The sequence below is a fragment of the Eisenbergiella tayi genome (genome assembly GCF_001881565.1).
GTDB classification, from domain to species: domain Bacteria; phylum Bacillota; class Clostridia; order Lachnospirales; family Lachnospiraceae; genus Eisenbergiella; species Eisenbergiella tayi.
In genome coordinates, this window is record NZ_MPDJ01000004.1 from 205,066 (window position 1) to 226,537 (window position 21,472).

General features: G+C 49.8%; 18 protein-coding genes. 6 read left to right on the plus strand and 12 right to left on the minus strand.

Going from position 1 to position 21,472, the window contains the following annotated elements; genetic code table 11:
• Positions 1-260: 260 nt before the first annotated feature.
• Positions 261-1,292 carry a LacI family DNA-binding transcriptional regulator gene (locus BLA28_RS15560; RefSeq protein WP_069158100.1) on the minus strand — a complete coding sequence of 344 codons (1,032 nt, stop codon included), beginning with the start codon at positions 1,290-1,292 and terminating at the stop codon, positions 261-263.
• Between the two features lie 74 nt (positions 1,293-1,366).
• Positions 1,367-2,569 carry a competence protein CoiA family protein gene (locus BLA28_RS15565; RefSeq protein WP_069158101.1) on the minus strand — a complete coding sequence of 401 codons (1,203 nt, stop codon included), beginning with the start codon at positions 2,567-2,569 and terminating at the stop codon, positions 1,367-1,369.
• Positions 2,570-2,723: 154 nt separating this feature from the next.
• On the opposite strand from BLA28_RS15565, the gene BLA28_RS15570 reads away from it, so the two are divergent.
• The 4 genes from BLA28_RS15570 (at position 2,724) to BLA28_RS15585 (ending at position 7,110) form a co-directional block, all read left to right on the plus strand.
• Positions 2,724-3,098, plus strand: a complete 375-nt coding sequence (locus BLA28_RS15570; protein WP_069158102.1) for a BlaI/MecI/CopY family transcriptional regulator — start codon at positions 2,724-2,726, stop codon at positions 3,096-3,098.
• Between the two features lie 2 nt (positions 3,099-3,100).
• Complete coding sequence (locus tag BLA28_RS15575) at positions 3,101-5,008, plus strand: M56 family metallopeptidase (protein WP_069158103.1); 1,908 nt, start codon at positions 3,101-3,103, stop codon at positions 5,006-5,008.
• A 173-nt stretch (positions 5,009-5,181) separates the two neighbouring features.
• A complete protein-coding gene (locus BLA28_RS15580; protein ID WP_069158104.1) occupies positions 5,182-6,093 on the plus strand; it encodes a glycoside hydrolase family 43 protein in 912 nt (303 codons plus the stop codon).
• A gap of 15 nt (positions 6,094-6,108) precedes the next feature.
• A complete protein-coding gene (locus BLA28_RS15585; RefSeq protein WP_069158105.1) occupies positions 6,109-7,110 on the plus strand; it encodes a Gfo/Idh/MocA family protein in 1,002 nt (333 codons plus the stop codon).
• Here the strand turns inward: BLA28_RS15585 and BLA28_RS15590 are convergent.
• From BLA28_RS15590 to BLA28_RS15620, 7 genes are all read right to left on the minus strand, one after another.
• A complete protein-coding gene (locus tag BLA28_RS15590) occupies positions 7,107-9,659 on the minus strand; it encodes a GH116 family glycosyl-hydrolase (protein ID WP_069158106.1) in 2,553 nt (850 codons plus the stop codon). The two genes, BLA28_RS15585 and BLA28_RS15590, sit on opposite strands and share 4 nt — an antisense overlap.
• Before the next feature lie 26 nt (positions 9,660-9,685).
• On the minus strand, positions 9,686-10,759 hold the full coding sequence (locus BLA28_RS15595; protein WP_069158107.1) for a glycoside hydrolase family 172 protein: 1,074 nt from the start codon (positions 10,757-10,759) through the stop codon (positions 9,686-9,688).
• Positions 10,756-11,943, minus strand: a complete 1,188-nt coding sequence (locus BLA28_RS15600) for an MFS transporter (RefSeq protein WP_044962793.1) — start codon at positions 11,941-11,943, stop codon at positions 10,756-10,758. Before BLA28_RS15600 ends, BLA28_RS15595 begins: the two co-directional genes overlap by 4 nt.
• Positions 11,944-11,959: 16 nt before the next feature.
• Complete coding sequence (locus BLA28_RS15605) at positions 11,960-13,354, minus strand: L-fucose/L-arabinose isomerase family protein (protein WP_069158108.1); 1,395 nt, start codon at positions 13,352-13,354, stop codon at positions 11,960-11,962.
• Positions 13,355-13,412: 58 nt separating this feature from the next.
• On the minus strand, positions 13,413-14,387 hold the full coding sequence (locus BLA28_RS15610; RefSeq protein ID WP_081330083.1) for a carbohydrate kinase family protein: 975 nt from the start codon (positions 14,385-14,387) through the stop codon (positions 13,413-13,415).
• A gap of 23 nt (positions 14,388-14,410) precedes the next feature.
• Positions 14,411-15,256 (minus strand): class II fructose-bisphosphate aldolase, encoded by an 846-nt coding sequence (locus tag BLA28_RS15615; protein WP_069158627.1) that lies wholly within the window; start codon positions 15,254-15,256, stop codon positions 14,411-14,413.
• 83 nt (positions 15,257-15,339) lie between these two features.
• Entirely contained in the window at positions 15,340-16,806 is a 1,467-nt protein-coding gene (locus BLA28_RS15620; RefSeq protein ID WP_069158109.1) for a sulfatase family protein, read from the minus strand.
• Between the two features lie 242 nt (positions 16,807-17,048).
• Here BLA28_RS15620 and BLA28_RS15625 point away from each other — a divergent pair, with 242 nt between their 5' ends.
• On the plus strand, positions 17,049-18,020 hold the full coding sequence (locus BLA28_RS15625) for an ArsR/SmtB family transcription factor (RefSeq protein WP_044962784.1): 972 nt from the start codon (positions 17,049-17,051) through the stop codon (positions 18,018-18,020).
• 45 nt (positions 18,021-18,065) lie between these two features.
• Positions 18,066-18,665 carry a YesL family protein gene (locus BLA28_RS15630; RefSeq protein ID WP_159463978.1) on the plus strand — a complete coding sequence of 200 codons (600 nt, stop codon included), beginning with the start codon at positions 18,066-18,068 and terminating at the stop codon, positions 18,663-18,665.
• A 37-nt stretch (positions 18,666-18,702) separates the two neighbouring features.
• Here the strand turns inward: BLA28_RS15630 and BLA28_RS15635 are convergent, their stop codons facing one another.
• The 3 genes from BLA28_RS15635 to BLA28_RS15645 are packed head-to-tail and all read right to left on the minus strand — an operon-like array spanning position 18,703 to position 21,398.
• Positions 18,703-19,656 carry a glycoside hydrolase family 43 protein gene (locus BLA28_RS15635; RefSeq protein ID WP_009252508.1) on the minus strand — a complete coding sequence of 318 codons (954 nt, stop codon included), beginning with the start codon at positions 19,654-19,656 and terminating at the stop codon, positions 18,703-18,705.
• 21 nt (positions 19,657-19,677) lie between these two features.
• Positions 19,678-20,529 (minus strand): carbohydrate ABC transporter permease, encoded by an 852-nt coding sequence (locus BLA28_RS15640; RefSeq protein ID WP_044962779.1) that lies wholly within the window; start codon positions 20,527-20,529, stop codon positions 19,678-19,680.
• Positions 20,529-21,398 carry a carbohydrate ABC transporter permease gene (locus tag BLA28_RS15645; protein ID WP_069158628.1) on the minus strand — a complete coding sequence of 290 codons (870 nt, stop codon included), beginning with the start codon at positions 21,396-21,398 and terminating at the stop codon, positions 20,529-20,531. Before BLA28_RS15645 ends, BLA28_RS15640 begins: the two co-directional genes overlap by 1 nt.
• Positions 21,399-21,472 lie beyond the last annotated feature (74 nt).

Sequence of the window (21,472 nt, forward strand, 5' to 3'; positions counted from 1 at the left end):
GGGAAAAAACGGTGATGTTTCTTAATATTTCATTCTTCCGGAAGGCTGCCGTCCTTAGCGGCTTGTCTGACGAGCGAACGCGAGGAGTTTTGCCGCGCTGGCAGAATTCCGGAAGAATGAAATATTTAGAAACACCCCGTTTTTGAGGCTGGAACTGAAACAACATCCAAAGCCGTCCCCGGCCCGGGAGAAAGGGCGAGGCGCAGGCAGGCGGAACAAAAGGACGGGAGGGACCCTGGCACGGATACGTCTGTTTCCCTCTACCGCCGCCCTTCGGAGGAAAATACCGCCTTGGTGCTTTCTCTCACAATCAGCTCGGTAGGAAGCGTGAGGGAACGCACCGGGCTTTCTTCTCCCCGGATTCTTTTCATCAGCAACTCCACAGCCTGTTTCCCCTTTTCCTCAGGAAGCTGGCGGACTGTGGTAAGCGCAGGCCTTGACAGCCTGGCATATATGTTATCATCAAAACCAACTACAGAAATATCATCCGGTACGTTCAGCCCTTTGGAATAAAAAACGGTGATGGCTTCATTCGCATAATAATCAGATATGAAAAAGGCAGCGCTGTACTTCTTGCCATTCTTTCTTGCAAACTGCCGCAACACCTCATGGCGCATCGTCTTATTCTCCGGAAGGAAATAAAAGTCTTCCCGGGAAAAAGGGACATCAAAGGCTTTCAGCGCATCCAGATATCCTCTGAACCGTTCCCGGTTGCTGGCCATAGGCGGCTCCTGATCGCTGAAAAAAGCGATGTTACGGTGTCCGAGACGGAGCAGATAGGATATCAGCTCAAAGGCCCCTTCATAATCCTGCAGGCCGATATTATCATATGCTTCCATATCTTCAAAACAGGAATCAATAAAAACAAGGGGCTTGTTGATTTTTTGCTGAAGCCTGGCGCACTGCTCCGGGTTCCATCCCAGTACGATCGCGCCGTCGATATTCCAGGGGGCACACAGACGGATTAAATCCTCTTCCGTTTCCGGTACATCCAGAACGATATATCTGCCATAGGACTTTACGGCCCTCTGAATGGCTCCCAAAAGCTCACCGCAGAAGGGATCCGTCATGACATTCTTGTTCCGCCCCATGCAGAAGCCCACTGCAATCATATTTTCTTCCGCAGCAGCACCGCCGCTTTTTCCTGCCGTTTCATAGTGGTACTTACACAGAGCCTCTTCTATCTTCTCTCTGGTTTCCGCCGACATTTTGCCTGTACGGCCGTTAATTACATTCGATACGGTGGTAGGGCTTATTCCCAGCTCTTCCGCTATTTGTTTGATGGTTGCCATAGGTGGTTTTCTCCTGTGTCCTCAAAATATTTCCTTCCTGCTATTCCCGGAAGTCGGAATGTATTCTGTATCTGTTAACTCCCCGCTGCCAGCCATTCCCTGCTGTCACGGACCTCCTCCAGAATCTGAAGAACCTTTCCTAAGAAAAGTCCTTTCTCCTCCCCCTTCCGTTCATACTGCAGCTCATAATCCGCATATTCCAGGAATCTTTCCCTGACTGCCGCCGCTGCACGCCGTTCCTGGCTTCCCCCTTTCAGCTTCTTCAAAACCCAGTATTCGTCAAAGGCTTTCATAAAGAAATCCTGTCCATAAGCATATTCCTGCTGAAGATATTCTTCCTTAGAAATCCGCAGCACCACCTGTTCCGGTTCATACACCGCAGAAGAGGCTTCTTTCTGTCTGAACAGGCAGGCTGCTGCGTTTCTCCCGCATTCCAGCCTGAGACGCCTCTCCTCCTCCAGCTTCTCTTCCAGCATTTCCTGATGTCTTCGCTGCTGTAATATACTTTCATCAGGCTCTATCTGTTCCCGGCAGACGAATTCCCCCTCTTCGTCCAGCCGCAGTTCCGCAAAGGAATAGCATTCTTCCCACAGCACTTTGTCCGTATCCGCATCATATTCCTTCATATAAATAAGCTTATTTAACCAGTCAATGCTTTTAAGAACCGGCTGCTCCGCGCTGATCAGATATTCTGCCGTCGTCAGTTTTTCTCTGCCCGCTATCCTGAAGGGCGTGAACCAGACCGGTTTTATTCCTTTTTCTTTCATACAGGCTATCTTATCTTCCAGCCTGCCAAGCTTCACAAAATCAGATACATAGTTGAGCGCGATTTTACTGTCAGGCAACATAACGAGAAGCTGGCTGCGCATATTCCCCTTCAAAAGAGCATACTCCCGTATTTCGGCATCCGGGAAGCTGCTTTGAGCCAGCAAAAGCATGGCCTGCCTCATCAGCTGATGTCTCTCCGCCTGTTCCTTGCTGGTAAGCACACAGTCACTGCCCGCATAATGGCTGAAATAAGGCTGCCTGATATTCCCCGCATTCAGTATCAGGCTTTCCCCGCATTCCGGACAGCTGAAGCAATGCTTCTGACTCTCCTTTTTCATCTTCAGACGCAGTTCCTGCTTATAATTACCGTTCTCATCCTTTAAAGAGGCGGCCCTCCAGATTTCGTTCTGATAGACCGCTTCCGCACATTCATACATTCCGGCCTCGATTCCGGATTCCCTCTCCGAACCTGCTTCTCCGGGAATCCCTGTGCTTTTGCGCAGGAGCATCCTGCCTGCTTTCTTCTTCCTATCATACCATAAATTACAGCAGTAACAAACAGATTAAATACAGGAATCCACAGGAAAGACTGCGTTGACAGTTAGCCGACAAGGTGTTATTATAAATTTAGGCCGACAAACTGTTATGTAAAAGGAGGAACAAATGATTCAACAGGTATCCGATTCCGAACTGGAACTCATGAAAATCATCTGGGAAAATGGAGGTATGGCCCTCTATGCTGATATTATGGAAAAACTGGCACAGACAGGCCGTACCTGGCAGAAAAATACGGTCACGACGCTTCTTTCACGTCTCGTGGAAAAAGGATTATTAAAAACGAACAAAATCGGGCGGAGAAATGAGTATACAGCCATCGTATCAGAAGAGGACTATCAGGCAGATCAAATGAAATGCTTTCTCGACAAATTTTATGAAGGGAATGCAAAGGGGCTTGTATCCACGCTGATACAAAGAGAAATGCTGTCGCCTGAGGATTACGAGGAATTGAAAAAATTCTGGGAAAAAGGAAGTGACTGAAAATGAACAGTCTGATCGAAACGGTATTATCTCTTTCGCTGTCCGGTTCACTTGTGATCCTTTTTCTGTTTTTCCTGAAGGCCCTTCTGAAAAACAGGACCAGCAAACGCTGGCAGTATTATATATGGCTGATTGCCCTCCTCCGTCTGCTTCTGCCTCTCACGCCCGGAATAAGCCCGGTGGGAGTTCTGTTCCATTCACTGGAGCAGAACATCAGTCAGGCGGATGTTTTCTTTATTGAAGAAAACGAAGCTGTGCGGTTACAGGAGCAAAACGGGTATCCTGAGGCTCCTCTTTCCGGTATCAACTCATGGGACTCTTCTTCCGTATCCGGCGGGATAATAAGCTTTATGTCCGTTTTCCCGCTGCTCCTCTGGTTCTTGTGGCTCGTTCTTTTTGTCAGGAAAGTTACCATTTATCAGAGCTTTATACGCTATGTAAAGGCGGGCAGCTCTGAGGTATCCGACGTCGCCGTTCTGGACCGTCTGGCATCCGCTGCGGAACAGGCCGGAGTGAATAAGCCGGTGGAATTGTATTGCAATCCCCTGGTTTCCACTCCCTTATTAATTGGTTTTGTCCGTCCCTGCATCATTCTTCCCACCACCGACCTGCCGGATTCCGATTTTCAATATATAGCGCTTCACGAACTGACCCATTATAAACGGGGAGATATGTTTTATAAATGGTTTGTCCAGCTTGTTGTATGCCTGCACTGGTTCAATCCTCTCGTTTATCTGATGGAACAGGATATAAGCCGCTTATGCGAGCTGTCCTGTGATGAAGCCGTTATCAGAAAGCTTGATGCCGCCGGACAGCATGGCTATGGCGATACTTTAATCAATGCCATCAGTGTGGGCGGCCATTACAAGAATTCGCTCGCATCTGTAACTCTTAATGAAAGCAAGGAATTGTTAAAAGAAAGACTGGAGGCAATTATGAATTTCAATAAACGAAAAAAGCTGATGATCCCTGTCGCTCTGTCAGCCACTCTCCTTTTATGCTCCTGTGCCTCCGCTGCCGGCGCTTACCTGCCCTTTAATGACGATTTGGGAAAAATAGAAGCTATCATGTATGGACGTTCCGACCCTGATACAAAAACCACTGCCGCACAGAAGGAAATACGGCTGAAAGGCAATGAACAGGGGCCGCCAGCGGTCTTGGACAAGGATTCTTCCGGGCTTCTGGAAATATCCTTCCGCATTGATACCCTTTCCCCGCACAGCGAAGTCTGTATCGGCGCCGTGCCGGATCTTGGCAGTGCGGAGAAAATTCTCTATGAGGTCAGGGCTGCTCATGGCAAAAATCTGTACATGGGCATACGCATGCCAAAGAGTGGAAATCTCATCGTATGGAGCAGCTATCAGGAAGGAAGATCCCAGATGCATTATGAAAGCGAGGACGGCATATATCATAGTTCGGACTACAGCGGAAATTATTATATTTATGTAGGCAGCCAGAAAAATAAGCTGACAGATATCAGCGGCACTGTCCGGATCCAATATGAAGCAGAGCCTTCCACCCAGCAGCCGGAACTGGCTGAAGGCAGCTCCTATATGGAAAATTACATAAGTATGATGGGCTTAAACAACTGTCAGGTACGGGGAACCGCACATCAGGAGGCCAATTCCCCCGTTTTGCAGCTTACTTCTCTTTCCGCCAAAAAAGATACGGAAATCACCATAACCGGCACGCTGAAAAATCAGTCCGGATATGCCAAACTGGTATATACCGCTGAAGACGGTGAACAGACAATCATCGCTGACGGCAATGACGGAGCTTTCAGCACTGCTGTTACTATTAAAAAGGGAATCGGCGTTATCCATTTCACAGGAGATAACATAATCTGTGATTTTGACCTGGATATCAAAAACACAGATCTGCTTCACTGCAGTTTCCTTTCCGTATACTGAAAGGAATGATTCCTTTCAAATTTTTGTAGTTAATTCGGCTGATGGATATAAAATTATTGGAACGCGGCAAATCCATATCATCTCTTTGCAGGATTTGATAAAATAGAGACAGCGGCAGTCCGCGCTCCGTCATATGAATCTGAAAGCGCTGCTTACTATGGGAGGTATTTTTTATGGAAGAAAACATGTTCACCAATCCGGTTCTGGACGGCTGTGCCGATCCGGACGTCATCTATTATGAAGGGACCTATTATCTTTATGCCACCAACACCGACATGAAGGATGATTCCGAAATGGGCTTCAAGGTTTATACCTCAAAGGATCTCGTCCACTGGCACGATGCCGGTATGGCGCTGAAAGCCTGCGATTCCTGGGGAGAAAAGCAGTTTTGGGCACCGGATATCATTTATACCAACGGCCTCTTTTATCTTTCCTACTCCGTGGAGGAGCATTTGTGTATCGCCACAAGCCGTTCTCCCCTCGGCCCCTTTGTACAGGAGGTGAAGAAGCCGCTGCACGAGGATACCAAGGAAATTGACAGCCACTTTTTTCAGGATGCGGACGGCACCTGGTATCTGTATTTCGTCCGTTTCTTTGATTCCAACCAGATCTGGGGAGCGAAAATGACCGATGATCTGCTGGGGATCCGGGAGGAAACCCTGACCCGGCTTCTGGTTCCGGACACTCCCTGGGAATGCATCCAGTGGCCGGTAAATGAAGCACCTTATATGCTCCTGCACAAAGGACTGTATTATCTCACCTATTCCGGCAGCCACTGCCTGTCCGATTATGGATCCGGCTACGCTGTTTCCGATTCTCCCATGGGAGTATTCAGGAAATATGAAAACAATCCGATTCTTCGTTCCAATGAAAACGTACATGGCGTGGGCCATCACTGCATTACCTGGTCCCCCGACAAGAAAGACATGTTCATCATTTACCACCGACATTATGATTTAACAAAAATGAGCCCCCGCCGCCTTTGTGTGGATCGTATCCATTTTGAAGAACAGGATAACGGACCGGATATTCTGGTGGTGGACGGGCCTGTAACAACACCTCAGCCCTGTTTCTTTCAGGCATAAGGAAAGGAGTCATATATGGAACAGAAAAAATTACGCGTAGCAGTCATCGGTGCAGGCGGCTGGGGCTATCAGCATGCAAGGGCGTTTTCCGGGCGCAGTGATACGGAGCTTGTGGCAATCGCCGGGCGCACTCAGGAACGGACGGCAAAAAGGGCCGCTGAGTTCAAGGTACCTTATTATCTTTCCGTTCCGGAGCTGCTGGAAAAGGAAAAACCGGATTTTGTCTCTCTCTGTCTTCCCGCCCAGCATACCTTTGAAACCACAATGGCAGTCATTGAAGCCGGTATTCCTCTTCTGTCAGAAAAGCCTATCGCCTATAAGCTGGAGGAAGCAAGAGCTTTGGTAGCAAAGGCGGAAGAAAAAAATCTCTTTTACGCCATAGATTTCAATCAGCGCTACAGCATTCCCTGTCTGAAAGCCAAACAGGCCATCGATGAAGGCCGCCTGGGACGGCCGGTATTCGCCCACTGGCGTTTCGGCCATGGATGGGATACCCCTTACCTGGATCATCCTTATCTGAATCTCATCGAAGCACAGTGCCACGGCCTGGATCTTCTGGAGCATCTCTGCGGCCCCATCCGCTCCTGTATGGCGGAAATGACAGATAATGGCGGACGAAACAGCTTTTCCAGCTTTACCCTGGCCCTGCGTTTCCAAAACGGAGCCGTGGGCTCCTTCCTCGCCACGCTGGACGCCAACGAACATAACCGCCTGTCCCAGCTTGTAGAAATCGGAGGCACAGACGGAAGAATCCTGATAGAGGATAATGTGCGCTCCTATTCCTTCCAGTCCACCAACAGTGATATGGCAGAAACCTGGCAGGCCGGATTCTTTGAAGACGATCTGCGCAGCTTTGGCCGGAATCTGGACCGGCATCTGGACGCGCTCATTCCGGCGCTTCTCGCAGGGCAAAAGCCGCCGGTTCCTGCCAGACGGGGCCTGCGCGCCCTGGAGCTGGCCTACGGAGCAATCCGTTCTTTTGAGACAGGCCAGAGAATAGAAATGAAGGCGGATTAATCCGCCTTCAGTTCCAGACTCTTTTGTATTCTGATTTTCTCCGGGAAGCCCACAGCTTCCTTTTCATGCATGAAAGGAACTTCCTTCCCGTCCGCGTATACCGCTGCCACCTCTGTCCCGTTTCCATAAACAAACCGCTTCAGTTCCAGGCTTCCCCGGATTACTTCAAGCCATATGCTCCCGTCCTTCCTGTAACGGACGGTACCCCATCCGCTGCCCATGGACCAGAAGCTGGAGAAATCCTCCTCTTTGCTTTTGATTACCGGGCGGAATCCCATAATACCTGCAGCTGCATCATACACAAAGCCGCTGTAGGAAAGCAGCAGCGCATAGCTTGCCATGGAACGTGCATAGTAGCTGCCGCATTCAATCTCGCACCAGGGATTCCGGTTATCTCCCCTGTATTTTCCTCTCACCGCTCTGACAATCGTCTCTCCCTCTTCCGTCATCCCCTCCTGAATCATATGGGCCGCCGCCTGATACTGCATGCCGTCCATACATTCCTGGGCATAGGTCAGGGGGATGGCAGGTTTCTCCGTGCCCTCCGGCCATTCGCACATGATTGCGCCGCTTTCTTCATCGATGGCAAAAATTCGCCATGGGTTATAAATATCCCCCAAAGCCGGTTTGTAATTATAGCAGAAGATAGAAGCAAGTGCCTTATGCACTTTTTCCTTTTCAAATATCTCAGGCAGTCCGCACAGATTTCCATGCCACTGAGCAAGAACCTGATCGATTCCGCACCCTTCCGCAATCTGATATTTGATCTGCCCCTTTTCTTCATTCCAGTACTCTTTTGAGGCGTTAAACCGATCCACTGCAGAACGGTCGCACACATCTATCTTCTGGTAAAAATACTCCCCATTGAACAATTCATTGTTCAAATACGCCTTTCCTCCGGCGGCCAGAGCCCTGTACTCCGCCTCCGCTTCCCCATCTCCCAATATGGCGGCCATTTCCGCCGCTGCCTCAAGCGCACCCACATAAAATCCCTGAAGCCAGGCATTGGGGCCGAACAGCTCCATATCCAGGGTATGGTGCTGCCTTCCGTCCAGCACTCCCTGTTTTTTCCGATCCCAGGCATCCGGATTTTCTTCGGACCAGGCATAGGCAATGGCTTGCTTAACAGATTCCCATTTTCCTTCCAGCCACTCTCTGTCACCGCTTATTTTGTAGTCTCTGTAGGTCAGCATGACGCTTCCCAGCTGTCCGTCCACACAGGAATGGAATCTCCTTCCCGTACTCCCGAGAGGCAGGCGGAGACGGAATTCCACCCCGCCGTCATCCTGCTGGCTGTAAGTGAACTCCAGATCCCGGATGCTCCGTGCCAGGGCAGGGAAAAGAAAAGGCAGCGCATAAGCGTAATTCCATACATGGGTACAGGTTCCTTCGCAGCTTCCCACATCGTCAAAACAGCCTTCCCATCCGTAAAAGGAGCCATCCTCCAGCCGCAGGCATGTAGGAGAACGAAGGATCGCCAGATTAGCCGTAACGGCATCCAGAGCCTCCTCCGGAATGGTGGTGCTGTAAACCGCGTCCATAAAACACTTCGTTTCTTCCCAAAGGCGCGCCCGGTTTTCAAGTCCGTAGGATGCGCTGGCCCCGGAATCCGCAAAAAGCACCGCATAATAATTCTTCCAGGGCGTACGGTCGCACACATCATAATGGATATTGGAGGTACTGATATCCAGGCCGCTCCAATAATTATTACAGTTCGGCACGTTCCAGGTAAGGATATAATGAAATTCCTTCTTCTCCCCCGGGCCGATATCCTGTACGGCACAGAGCATTCCCGTATCCTTATAATCCGGGATCCCCGTCTCATAACGTCTGTTTTGAAGCGGCTGTATTGAAGCGAACTCCCGCCAGTAGGTTTCCACATGATCCCGCCAGTTTCCGCGGAACCAGTACTCCTGACAGTCCCCTTCTTCTGAATCCGTCGCCAGGGTAAAATCGCTGTACTCCGCATCCCGTTCATCCATCCCATCCGTTGCAAAACGGATTCCCCGGATCCCTTTGTCCTCAAAATAATGATTGCTTGTATTGGCTCCCTTATTTGGATTGGTTATCACCCCTGCCGCTGTATAGCGGATGGGATGATCCGACGTGTTTTCCACGATAATATCCGCAAACAGTCCGGGAATGCTGGAATCTTTATCATTTAAGGGAATAAACGGATTATAATACCGGAGCGTAACCTTTCCCGGAAATCTTTCATCCAGGAAGGACAGCTTGGCCGCAGGATATCTTCCCTCAAACACCAGCTCCCGGAAATGCGGCATTCCCAGCATTGTTTTTTCATCCACCTGCCCCATATAGGGCTTTTCCAGATCCGAAACAAGAACCCTGGCATCCAGCAGCCCTGTTTCATCCTGCGCCTTGATCGCAAAATGGCTGTAACCGTTTCTCGTCCCCATGGCGGGCCTGTTATAAACCTGCCAGTCTATCAGACAGCCGTTTCCCGCAATTCCGATACAGCCGGATCCCAATCCCCCTACCGGAAAGGATATCGTCCGCTGCCTGTCCTTGTAATAAGCAAATGTCCCCATAAAACCTCCCTTTTGTCATTCCATGCTCAGTTCACTTCCAGTTCATCAACATCCGGCAGCGGAGGAAGCGGCTTGTGAGGTTCCGTCTGATACCAGTAGCCCACCGATGCGATATCGTCCTGCAGAGGAAGGTAACGTCCCTCGCTCCGCCATCCCAGAGCCTGGATCTCCACATGAAGGTCCTGGTCAAACCGGATGGGATCCGTCAGATGAAAACGGTACATACCGAAGCGCTGCTGGGAGCTGTACAGGCCATCCGGACGGATGATCTGATGCAGGCCGGAATAAGGACTCGAAAACCGGCAGTATTCCCCTTTGGGATACTCAAAATTCCAGGCGCCGCCGATATAATCCTCCGTACCTGTTCCGCAGATAGTGGGAAATTCTTTGTCACCGTCCATGAAAAACTTGATTTCCCCTTCTCCCCACCACCGGTTGCTGTTCACTCCCCAGGCGAGATAGGTTCCCACATACTGGCCCCTTCCCTCCGCCCCCTGAAGAATCACATGGTTCTTCTTATATTCCAGCGGGTTATCTCTTGAAAACTGGGCATGGAAATAGGGCGTATCCTCCGCCACATGGGTTTGGGAATAGGTGATCTGATAATAAACCACACTCTTTTTATCCGTCAGGTTTTCCAGCGTAATCCGCGCCCCTTTGCGGAAAGGCATCTGCCAATAGCAATTCATTCCCCCGTTGGGATTGACACATACCGGGATGGACTGCAGAAGCCCGGGCTTACACCAGCCCATGCAGAAAAAATCACCCAGAGGGACCTCTATGGAAGGATTCTCCTCCTCGTCCCAATACATCCGCAGAATCAGGCAACGCCAGTCTTCATGGGGACAGGTCAGCCAGATATGCTGGATGATGCCGCTTCCCTCGATATCCGCCAGCACCAGAAGTTCTTTTCCCGCGATTTCAACCGAAGGGGAAATTTTCCATCCCTGTCCCAGCTGCCTGGCACATTCCTTTCCGGTCCCTTCCACTGCCATTCCGCCCCTGCCTTTTTCCCCGTGGAAATTTTCCGGGCTGATCGATCTTGTCTTTGCGTCTGCCAGGCTGGTAAGCCCTGACAGCAATGATCCCGTTTCACTCATAAAAATTCCGCCTCCTTTTGTTCTTGTTTTTTCTTATGAAAATGGCTCCTCAGCACAAAAGCGCAAAGCACCGTGACGAAGAGCAGAATCAGGCCATAAAGAAAATAGGTTTTAAGAAGGCCGATTTTTCCTCCCAGCCATCCCCCTACAATATTGCTGAAGGTACAGGCAAGTCCCGTCTGAACCATATAGAACAGAGACTGGCCCGTGCCATGCAGCTCCTTGGATAAATTCTCGTTCATGAACATCACACAGCTGTAATACATGATCATATAGGTCACTCCCTGCAGGGACTGCCCCAGAAAAATCCCGGCTATGCTCCCTGTCAGGGGCAGCCAGATCCTTACGGTCATGGCGGCCCCTGCAATGAGCAGCAGATATTCAATACGGATTTTTCTTGATAAGTAGCCAATACAGAGGAGGACCGGTATTTCACCGAGGGCAGAAACGCACATCAGCCGGCCTATAACCGCGTTATCATACCCCATGTCCGTCACTACCAGGCCCAGAAAGGAGCCGTAGCAGCCCAGCACAATCTGGAAAACACAGGCGTAAAAAAGAACAAACAGGATTTTTTTATTTTTGAGGACTGTCAGAATACCCGCCTGCTTCTCACACTTATGGGTCTTTACCTCACCGTTCATGAACCGTGTTATGACCAGCATGATCGCCCATGCGGCAGCTGTGATCCCGAAGGATGCGGTGGGATTGGTTTTCAGGTACATTCCCGCAAAAATAACCACCACCGCATAAGCCAGTGTCCCTCCCATTCGGATGGAAGAAAATTTCAGGCCGTTTTCCTGCGCCATATCCACTACGATGGAATCCCCGATAGGCCCTACGGCACAGTTAAAAAAGCTGTAAATGAGCACACATACGGCAAACAACGCAAAGGTATCCGCCCGGTAATAGCACAGGACACCCGCAGCCGAACCCACCAGGGCCAGGCGCAGAACCGTCATATGCCTGCCTTTCCTGTCGGAAACCACACCCCAAAGGGGCTGCATGACCAACGCCAGCAGCGGCCCGATGGCGGAAAGAAGGCCGATTTGAGAAACATCCATTCCCCGGGATCTGTAATATACGCCGATATAGGCGCCGAAGGTGGCCCCCGGTATGTAAAATAAGGCATTAAAGGCAAACAGTGTCCAGAAAATCCGGATGGTCTTTTTATCGCCTCTCATCTATATTCCCCGCTTGTCAGTACTGGTTAGGCATGTCAGGCAGATCTATCCGTATTCCCAGATAGCGGCACGCTTCCTGAATAATGCCGGAATAGCTTCCGTGAATTCCCACCACATGATGGATATAAGGGCCGAAAATGAATTTCTTTTCCCACTTAACCCAGTTATCAGTCTCAATCCAGAGATAGTTTCCGTTGGTAACAGGACCGTCCACCCCTTTTGCTTCTCCGGCAAACATATAATATTCCCCGTGGTTTCCGTCAAACCGCAGCACGGTAACAGGACCGCCTTCCAGTTCATAGAATCCCTTTCCTTCCCGGATGACACAGCCCTTCGCCCCTTCTTTCTTCAGAGCCTTCGCGAAGGATCCGCAGTGCCACAGCAGTTCCGCGTTATCATTCTCCGGATGCCGGATCGTCAGATCCGCCACAAAAGAGGGAGTTTTATATCTGGCGGCCGCAACGGCCATCACGGAGGTTATTGCTGCGTGGACATCATTTTCACAGGCAGCCGGCAGGCCTCTGTCATTCAGATCCCCCAGGATAAAGCAGGGCGAAACCCCGTATTTCTTCCGGAACAGATTCCAGCACTCACAGGAAAGGGCGTTACAGTCATTATCCTCTGCGAAATCCAGGAGCGCCAGTTCAATGGCCGCCAGAGGATACCTGTTTTCCCCCAGTGCGCTGATATCCAGCCCCGCATCCGTCAGGCTCTTCAGCAGCTCCTCCATGCGATCCCTGTCCTCCGCCAGAATACGATCCACCCGATCCAGAATCACCGTCGGCTCTCCCGGCACAATTTCAATATCGTACTTTTCCAGAAGCTCCGCTTCATTTACCATAACACTCAGGAATTCCTTCGGCCTGCTGCTGATCCTCGCAATACGCAGGGCGCGGAACGCCTTCACCACGTTCGCAGCAGCCAGGAAATCGGCCAGTTCCTCCCTGAGGATATCGCTTTCCAGCTCGCAGTTTTCTATGTATGAAAAAGTAACTCCATAATGCATGAGAAGCTTGGTTGTGGCAAACATGCCGCACTGGCTGTCCGTCGGACGCCATTCCAGCCCGTTGGGATACCCGTCACGGGGCCCCCAGATGAGGACCGGAAGATTCATATCCTTCGCAAGCCTGCCCACCGCTTCCTCCTGGCCGAAGTTGCAGTGCGGGAAAATCAGGGCATCCACTTTGGCTGCGGTCAGCTTGTCATAGGCGGCTTCCACATCCCGGTAGGTCATCAGCATGCCTTCCTCATTAATATCTTCAATATCCACTATCTCAAAATCCAGTTCCGCAGCCAGCCGGCGGAACCTTTCCACTATCGCTTTCTTCTGCTTTGTCGTGGTTTCATTGGCAAAGGCCTCCCTCCGTGTGGGGACCAGTCCAACCCTAAGCTGCTTGTTCCTGTTCTTCATAGTTTATTTTACCCCCATGATCGTTTTTACGCAAATTAATTATTCACGAATTTTCCTGTTACAGGTTATTTCTGTAATACGCCAGACGCTCCTGTGCCTGCGTATCATCGATAACCCCGGTTTCCAGAAATTCCGCCACTGTCTTTCTGTCCGGAATCCCCGTCCTGCCGCCAAAGCAGGTACACTTAATCGCAGAAACCGCACTGGCAAACCTGGCGCATTCCGGTGCATTCATCCCTTCCAGCAGCCCCACGATATAGGCTCCGTGGAATACATCCCCTGCTCCTGTCGTATCCCTCACCGGCACCTGAAAGCTTTCCGTCTTAAAGAACCCGTCCTGTTCCGTCAGCCCCACGCTGCCCCTGCTTCCCAGAGTCACGATTACTGTAGACGGGCCTGCTGCCATCAGCCTCCTGCAGCCTGCTTCATAATCCAGCTCCCCGAACATATCCCGGTAGAAAAACTCGGAAGCGATAAATACATCCAGTAAGGGAAGAAGCTTTACAATCCCCTCCTGATAATTGTCCGCATCCATCACAGTTACGATCCCGTGTTCCTTTGCGAAACGGGCCGCCGCCTCACTGGCAGGCCTTCCGTTTTCCAGATGCAGATACTTCGCCTTTCCCAGATAGGAATAATCGATCTCTTCCGGCTGCAGTTCCCCGGCCGTCCCCTCCTTGCCGATGAAAATCCTGGTTTTATGCTCCTCTTCCGACAGGGAAAGGCAGAAGGGACTCGATGTTCCCGGCGCGTCCACGATCACCGCCGACGTATCCACGCCATTGTACCGGAAATCTTCGATAACAAATCTTCCTCTGTGATTCTCCCCTACCTTGGCGATGATACCTGCACGCCGTCCCAGCCTTGCCGCCGCAGCCATGGCCGTAGCCACCTTTCCTCCTCCCTGGTAAAACGCTTCGTTGGCGCCGGCGGCCCCGTCCAGCCCGGGCATTTTGCTCACATTGATCACCATGTCATAATAGGGTACCCCAATACCGACCACCTCCATGGCCCTGTTTGTTTCCATATCCATAAAACGCCCTCTCTTCCCGCATTCTACAAGGTAAAATGATAAGGATTAATTCTGGCGATCCGGCCTCTCACAAATTCAATAACCTCTTCCCCTGCTTCTTTGTAATGATCCAGAATAAAACCATCCTCTCCCATGTGGGCCGCCACACAATTTTTACATTTTTCAAAGAATTCCGTACCGATATTCACTTTGTTGATTCCGTATTTGACCGACTCAATCATCTGCTCCGCAGGAATGCCGGAACCGCCATGAAGCACCAGCGGCACATCAATGGTTTTGTTAATTTCATCCAGTCTTCTGATATCCAGATGAGGCTCACATACATAATGTCCGTGGCTGTTTCCGATGGCAACGGCCAGGGAATCCACATGTGTCCTTTCCACAAAATCCTTCGCCATCTCCGGCTTGGTATATAGCTCCTCGTTGCAGAAGTCCTCCTTCCGGCTTCCCTGCCCCACAGTTCCCAGCTCCGCTTCCACATCAATTCCCAATATATGGGCACACTTTACCACGCTGGCCGTAACCTCTAGATTTTCCTCAAAGGGCCGTGCGGAGCCATCGTACATGATGGAAGGAAAGCCAGCCGCAATTCCTCCTACCGCCACATCATAGGATTTGCCGTGATCCAGATGGACCCCTACCGGCACGGATGCCTGTTTTGCCAGATCCACGGCGATGCCCGCCATGGTGCTGAAAGGGATGAAGGAACTCATATCCGGATAAAACATCAGCAATACCGGCACCTGTTCCCTTTCCGCCGCCTTCACCACCCATTCGGCAGACTGGAAATCAAAAACATCAATAGCGGCGGCGGCAAAACGATTTTCATCCGCCATTTTTAAAATATCCTTTACTCTTACTAATCCCATACAATCCTCCTCTTCTCCGCCGGAATCCTTCCTTACGTTTCCGCGGTCACCCATTTACTGTTACTTTTGTTTCTGTGCTTCTCTCACCAGCAGGCCTTCCTCACCGGGAGGGGATCGCAGGTCTGCGCCATCCGGTCGCACATCGTTTCCAGGAGGCGCATTTTCACCTCCGTCATTCCGGGATCCTGATAATGGTTTTTCCTCTCCAACGGCCTTTCCTCCAGATCATACAGTTCTCCGTCTGCCGTTTTCCCCATATCGCCATGCACCCTGACCAGCTTGTAGCGTCCGTCACATACCATGGTGGCAAAGGCCAGCGGATCCCTGTGGTTGATATTGCTGTTATAATACTCGCTGTAAACACTGCTTCTGTGAGTGTGCAGGTCTGTTTCCCCTGTGAGCAGCTTCCAAAAGGATTTTCCCTGAAATCCTTCAAAGGCGGGGAGCCCTGCCGCCTCACACAATGTGGGAGCCAAATCGGTAAGCTCCACCAGCGCCCTGCTTCTGCGTCCTCCCGGTATTCTGGCGGGCCAGCTGATAATCAGCGGCACATGGACATTATTTTCATAGAAATAAGGCCCCTTCAGGTACATGCCATGATCCCCCAGATTCTCCCCATGATCCGAGTGGAACAAAATCAGCGTGTCCTCTCTCTGCCCGGACTTATCCAGGTAATCAAGCAGCCTGCCGACCTGCTTGTCAATCAGATCCACCATAGCCCAGTAAGCAGCTTTGATAAGCCTGTGATCATGATCGTTCATGTTGTCATACATGTAATAACCTTTGGTATCATAAGCCCCCTCATGATCCTTTTGCTGGAAAACCGGCTTTTCAGCAAGCTCGCCCTCTTCATAATTGGGAAGGGGAAGCTGTTCCAGCTTATCAAGATAACGTTCCAGATAATCGGCGGGCGGATCAAAGGGATGATGCGGATCAAAACAATTCAGGGAAAACATCCAATCCTTTCCGTATGTCCGGGCCGTTTCCATAAATGCAATGGCTTCATCCGCACACCAGGCGGTCTGATGCCATTTTTCCTCCACCCCTGTCTGTACATAGGGACAATCCTCCCTGTCGGGAGTGATATAATCCCTTCCGTTCTGCAGAAGGAACTGATTATAGGCATTGGAGGGCCAGTTTGTGCCATGATGGGGCTGCGGATGGTGCGACCATCTGAATACATGATACCCGTCATCAATCCGCGGTTCTTCCAGTCTTCCCGTATCCGGATGGCAGGCGGACAGATGCAGCTTCCCGGCCAGTCCGCAGTAATATCCCCTGTCAGCCAGCATTTTGGGAAACAATCGTTCTCCGGCATCTATATCCTGTCCGTTCTGCCTGGGGCCGCAGGTTCTCGGATAACGCCCTGTGAGAAAGCTTCCCCTGCTGGGCGCACAGACAGGGCTTTGGGAATAGGCATTCTCAAACACCACCCCTTCGGCTGCCAGCCTGTCCAGATTGGGCGTGCAGACCCATTCATTTCCCATACAGCCCAGGGTATCCGCCCTCTGCTGATCCGTACAGATCCATAAAATATTCAATTTTTTCACCGGCTTTCTTATCCATTTTATTTGTACCCATCGATACTTTGATTATATAATTTACACATTAATTTTCAATATATTAAATTAATACTATACATTTTATATGCAAAAGCCTCTTTTAATACATTTTTAATGTAATTATAGCTTGCAATAAAAATCTTTTCCTTTTATACTTTGTTTATATCAACAAACGGCGCAGGAGCAGAGTTCTGCCTGCCGCTTCCTTCTCATTTAAAGGAGCACTGCCTATGAACATGGAAGCAAAACATTCCGAAGAAATCAAAAATAAAAGAGACATCGTCATGGATCTGTCCGATACAGAAACCACTGCCAAAATATGCAGGGCCCTGTCATCGGAAACCCGTCTGGAAATACTGAAATGCCTGGTAGCCAAATCCATGACTATCAGCGAGCTTGCGGAAGCTTTTTATCTTCCCATGTCCTCCATGTGTCTCCATATCAAAACCCTGAAGGAAGCCAACCTGATAACCGTCATCCCCAAACCGGGCATGCGCGGTTCCCAGAAATTGTGCGGTATTAAGACCGCCAATGTCTCCCTGGACGTCTTTGCCCATGTGAGCAAAATCACCCGCAAGCCTCCTGTGTTTGTAAACATGCCCATCGGCCATTACTGCAACTGTGAAATATCACCGCCCTGCGGCATCGCTTCCGCTGTCTCCTATCTTTATTACGAAGACACTCCTTATGGCTTTTACTCTCCCGACCGCACGGACGCTTCTCTCCTGTGGTTTACTAAGGGGTATCTGGAATACCAGTTCTCCAACTATTCCCTGCTCCAGGATAAACCGGCGCAAATCGAATTTTCCTTTGAGGCATGCTCAGAGGCTCCCGGCTATAACAATAACTGGCCTTCGGATATCACCTTTGAACTCAATCATAAAAAGGTGGTCACTTTTCTGACCAAAGGAGATTACGGCGGAAGAAAGGGAATATATAATCCCAGCTGGTGGAGCGAATCCAACACACAGTTTGGAGAATACAAAAAAATTCACGTGACCCATCACGGCTGTTACATGGACAATCAGAAGGTCTCCGACGAAACCATAGAAAGCCTGGGCCTGCTGGATAATTACTTTTTTTCCTTCATACTGAAGGTAGACGATGACAGTCAGCATATAGGCGGCATGAACCTGTTCGGCAAGCACTTCGGTGATTATGCCCAGGATATCGTTATGAAAGTGGAATACGAAAACAGCTGACCGGCCCGGAAAGGAAACCTTATGTTTAATCAGGACAGTACACTTATGACAATATTGAATAAAGCGGCCGATATGGTGGTGCTCAGCGTGCTGTGGTGTCTCTGCAGCCTTCCCATACTCACTCTGGGAGCCTCCAGCGCAGCTCTTTACCATACCGCGGTAAAGGTTATCCGGCAGAACCGGGGATATGCTTTTGCCACCTTCAGGGACTCCTTCAAAGGCAGCCTGAGGCAGACATTTCCCTTTACTGTACTGCTGGTTCTTGTCTATGTCTTATTCGGCGCAACCTGCTATGTATGCTGGCAGAATCCGGACAGTATCATTGCCGGCATATATGTATTTTTTTCCGTGTTTTCCATTCTTGTCTGTCTGGCCGCACAGATTCATGGGTTTGCCCTTTCCGGACGTTTCCGGCTGAACCGGCGTGAACTGTTTACCCTGATTGTCAGGCTCACCTTCCGGCATCCTTTTAAGAATTTCCTTCTTATATGTATATTTGTTTTTGCTGTGGAGCTGGCGATTTATTATCCGCCTCTTCTGTTCATCATTCCTGCGGGCTCCTTCTGGCTCTCCTCTTTCATACAGGAGCCTCTGTTCAAAAAGTACATCAATTATGAAGAGGATAATGATATCTCTGCGGTTTAAATGGAAAAAGCCGGCTCCACGCCGGCTTTTTCTGATATTATCTCGTAGGCTCTACGGATAAGACATCTCCGTCTATTTTCATTTCATCAATTCTGGCTGACCGGGTATCTTCCGGTATACCCGAATCATTACGGAAGGCTTCACTTCCATAGTCCCGTCCATGATACACAATATAACATTTCCCGTTATCAAAGATCACGCTGTTGTGTCCCATGCCTTCTACAAAATCATTTTTGGAAAGCAGAGGCGAATAGGTGTTATCATCGGGATACTTTTTCCAGTCAAGAGTTCTCAAATCCGCATCCGGAGCCCCATGAGCCACACTGTAGCCGATGAAATAAGTGGGATTCTGATGGCATGCGCCGGAATACATCAGATAATGGGTATTTCCGACGCAGAAATAAAAGGCGCCCTCAATAGTATGCCAGTGCTGTCCTTCCTTAAAGCGATCCCTTTGATATATTTCCTCATCCAGAGTGGGCCGGATCACGCAGACCGGATTACCCTCCAACGTAAGGGGATCCGTCATTTTATCGCACATGACCACCGTCCCTACTCTCTCCGCCTCATATTCATTTACACAATAGAAAAAATACATTCCGGAAGGCGTGACGACCGCATGGGGATCGATGGAAAAAGGCGGAAGCAGATTTTTAACCAGTCGGAATTCCCCTTCCGGAGAATCCGAGACTGCAACCCGCATAGTCTGGCCGTGCTCATCTTCATCATCCTCGTCCATGCTTGAATAATACATATAATATTTCCCGCCGAGCTCCACCACACAGGGAGCCCAGCAATTTTTCTGTCCTGTCATGTCCAGACAGCATCCCCTGTATTCCCAGCCTTCCATCAGGCTGTCGCTGCTGTAGAGCTGCGGGCCGGAAGGACCGGTGGCATAAATATAATATTTACCGTTTGAGGCTTTCATCATATAGGGATCTGCCTGCCCCAGAGGCGCGGGATCGTGCAGCTTTCGTTTATATAGTTTCATGGTTCCTTTTCCTTCCTGTATTTATTTCACGGAACTGTCAATCTGCCCTTCTATAATGTATTTCTGAAGGAACAGATAAAGCAGAATAACGGGCAGCAGCCCCAGCGCACACGTCGCACAGGCCTTGGGCAAATTTCCTACGCCATTTGTCCTGTTAAATGCCGACTTGATCACAAGGATAATGGTGAATTTCGACTTATCCTGCAGCAGGTACATGGGCATCAGGTAATTATTCCAGCAGCCTGTTGCAGACATAATAATTCTGGTTACTGTCACGGCCTTCAGCTGCGGCATGATGATCTGGGTAAAGGTACGGATTACGCCTGCGCCATCAATAGCCGCCGCCTCATCCAGCGCCGTGGGAATGGAAACCACAAAGTTGACATACATAAACATGGTTCCCGGGATCCCTCCTGCCGCGGACAGCAGAGCCAGCCCGTAAAGGGTATTGGTCATATGGAATTTAACCATCAGGCCGTATGTACCAACCAGAAGCGCCACACTGGGAATCATCATGATACCCATATTCAGGTTACGGATCGATTCCGAAAGCCTGCCGCTGCTTCTTGCAAGCCCATAGGCCGCCAGCGCAGCCAGCACGATTTCAAGCGTTACCGTTTCCACCACAAGAATAATGGAGTTCTTGAAGCCCAGCCATAAATCACCGCTCTTTAATACATCTGCGTAGTTTTGCAGATTCCAGGCCGCCGGAAGGGATAATTTCGATCCCAAATCCTGCAGCGTACGAAATGACAGGTTGAGCATGATATAAATAGGCAGCAGATAAATCAGTATCAGCAATACCGCCACAAGATAGCACCACCATACGGAGCGGGTATTCGGCCCCTTGCTTTTCTTAAGCTTTCCTTCCATCAATACTCCACCTCCTTCTTACGCAGATAAGCGTTTACAGGCAGAGCTACAATCATAATGATAAAGAAAGTCATGATACCAACTGCAGAAGCATATCCCGCCTTTTCATCATTAAAATACAGCTGGGAGATATAAAAGGAAAGGGACATGGACTTCCTGTTGGGGCCGCCGTTTGACATCGCCACAATGGCATCAAACAACTTAAAACCGCCTATCAGGTTGGTTACCACTGCTGTTGTGATAGAGGGAATCAGCAGGGGAAGTGTTACGTGGACAAATTCTTTTACCCTGTTCGCGCCGTCCAGCTTTGCCGCTTCCTTATACATGGAAGGAATATTCTGAAGGCCTGCCAGATAAATGATCATACAAAGCCCCATATACTGCCAGGAATTGGCGAGGGTAATCATAAGGGTGGAGGAAAGGCCTGTTTTCATCCAATAAACCGCAGGAATGCCGATAAGGCCTAACAGTTCATTAAATACGCCGCCTTCTGCCTGTACAAAATAATATAGTATCTGCCCCATAATAAATGCGGAAATCATAATAGGCATATACAGGATAACTCGTACACCATTTCTGCCCTTGAACTTGTTATTCAGAAACAATGCGGCTGCAAGACCGCCCACATTCTGGACAAGCGTGGAGCCAAAGCCATAAATAAATGTATTCAGAGTCGATCTCCAGAACAAATCATCTTTGAACAGATTCGCAAAATTCTTCAGGCCGTACCAGCGCATGTTCTGCGAATATCCATTCCACTTAAAGAAGGATATCCGAATCGCATTTACCAGAGGAGCTGCAATAAATAAAATCATTAAGGCCAGAGCCGGAATAGTCAAAGAGAGATAGATCCACTTTCTTTTTTTCAAAATAAAACCCCCTTTATCAAAACAGGTGAGATGGCATTGCCACCCCACCATCGTTTCAGATTTCTTTCAGTTGT

Excerpts from the sequence above, each read along its gene's own strand:
- BLA28_RS15560 (WP_069158100.1), bottom strand. The coding sequence starts at position 1,292 with ATGGCAACCATCAAACAAATAGCGGAAGAGCTGGGAATAAGCCCTACC.
- BLA28_RS15565 (WP_069158101.1), bottom strand. The coding sequence starts at position 2,569 with ATGCTCCTGCGCAAAAGCACAGGGATTCCCGGAGAAGCAGGTTCGGAG.
- BLA28_RS15570 (WP_069158102.1), top strand. The coding sequence starts at position 2,724 with ATGATTCAACAGGTATCCGATTCCGAACTGGAACTCATGAAAATCATC.
- BLA28_RS15575 (WP_069158103.1), top strand. The coding sequence starts at position 3,101 with ATGAACAGTCTGATCGAAACGGTATTATCTCTTTCGCTGTCCGGTTCA.
- BLA28_RS15580 (WP_069158104.1), top strand. The coding sequence starts at position 5,182 with ATGGAAGAAAACATGTTCACCAATCCGGTTCTGGACGGCTGTGCCGAT.
- BLA28_RS15585 (WP_069158105.1), top strand. The coding sequence starts at position 6,109 with ATGGAACAGAAAAAATTACGCGTAGCAGTCATCGGTGCAGGCGGCTGG.
- BLA28_RS15590 (WP_069158106.1), bottom strand. The coding sequence starts at position 9,659 with ATGGGGACATTTGCTTATTACAAGGACAGGCAGCGGACGATATCCTTT.
- BLA28_RS15595 (WP_069158107.1), bottom strand. The coding sequence starts at position 10,759 with ATGAGTGAAACGGGATCATTGCTGTCAGGGCTTACCAGCCTGGCAGAC.
- BLA28_RS15600 (WP_044962793.1), bottom strand. The coding sequence starts at position 11,943 with ATGAGAGGCGATAAAAAGACCATCCGGATTTTCTGGACACTGTTTGCC.
- BLA28_RS15605 (WP_069158108.1), bottom strand. The coding sequence starts at position 13,354 with ATGAAGAACAGGAACAAGCAGCTTAGGGTTGGACTGGTCCCCACACGG.
- BLA28_RS15610 (WP_081330083.1), bottom strand. The coding sequence starts at position 14,387 with ATGGATATGGAAACAAACAGGGCCATGGAGGTGGTCGGTATTGGGGTA.
- BLA28_RS15615 (WP_069158627.1), bottom strand. The coding sequence starts at position 15,256 with ATGGGATTAGTAAGAGTAAAGGATATTTTAAAAATGGCGGATGAAAAT.
- BLA28_RS15625 (WP_044962784.1), top strand. The coding sequence starts at position 17,049 with ATGAACATGGAAGCAAAACATTCCGAAGAAATCAAAAATAAAAGAGAC.
- BLA28_RS15630 (WP_159463978.1), top strand. The coding sequence starts at position 18,066 with ATGACAATATTGAATAAAGCGGCCGATATGGTGGTGCTCAGCGTGCTG.
- BLA28_RS15635 (WP_009252508.1), bottom strand. The coding sequence starts at position 19,656 with ATGAAACTATATAAACGAAAGCTGCACGATCCCGCGCCTCTGGGGCAG.
- BLA28_RS15640 (WP_044962779.1), bottom strand. The coding sequence starts at position 20,529 with ATGGAAGGAAAGCTTAAGAAAAGCAAGGGGCCGAATACCCGCTCCGTA.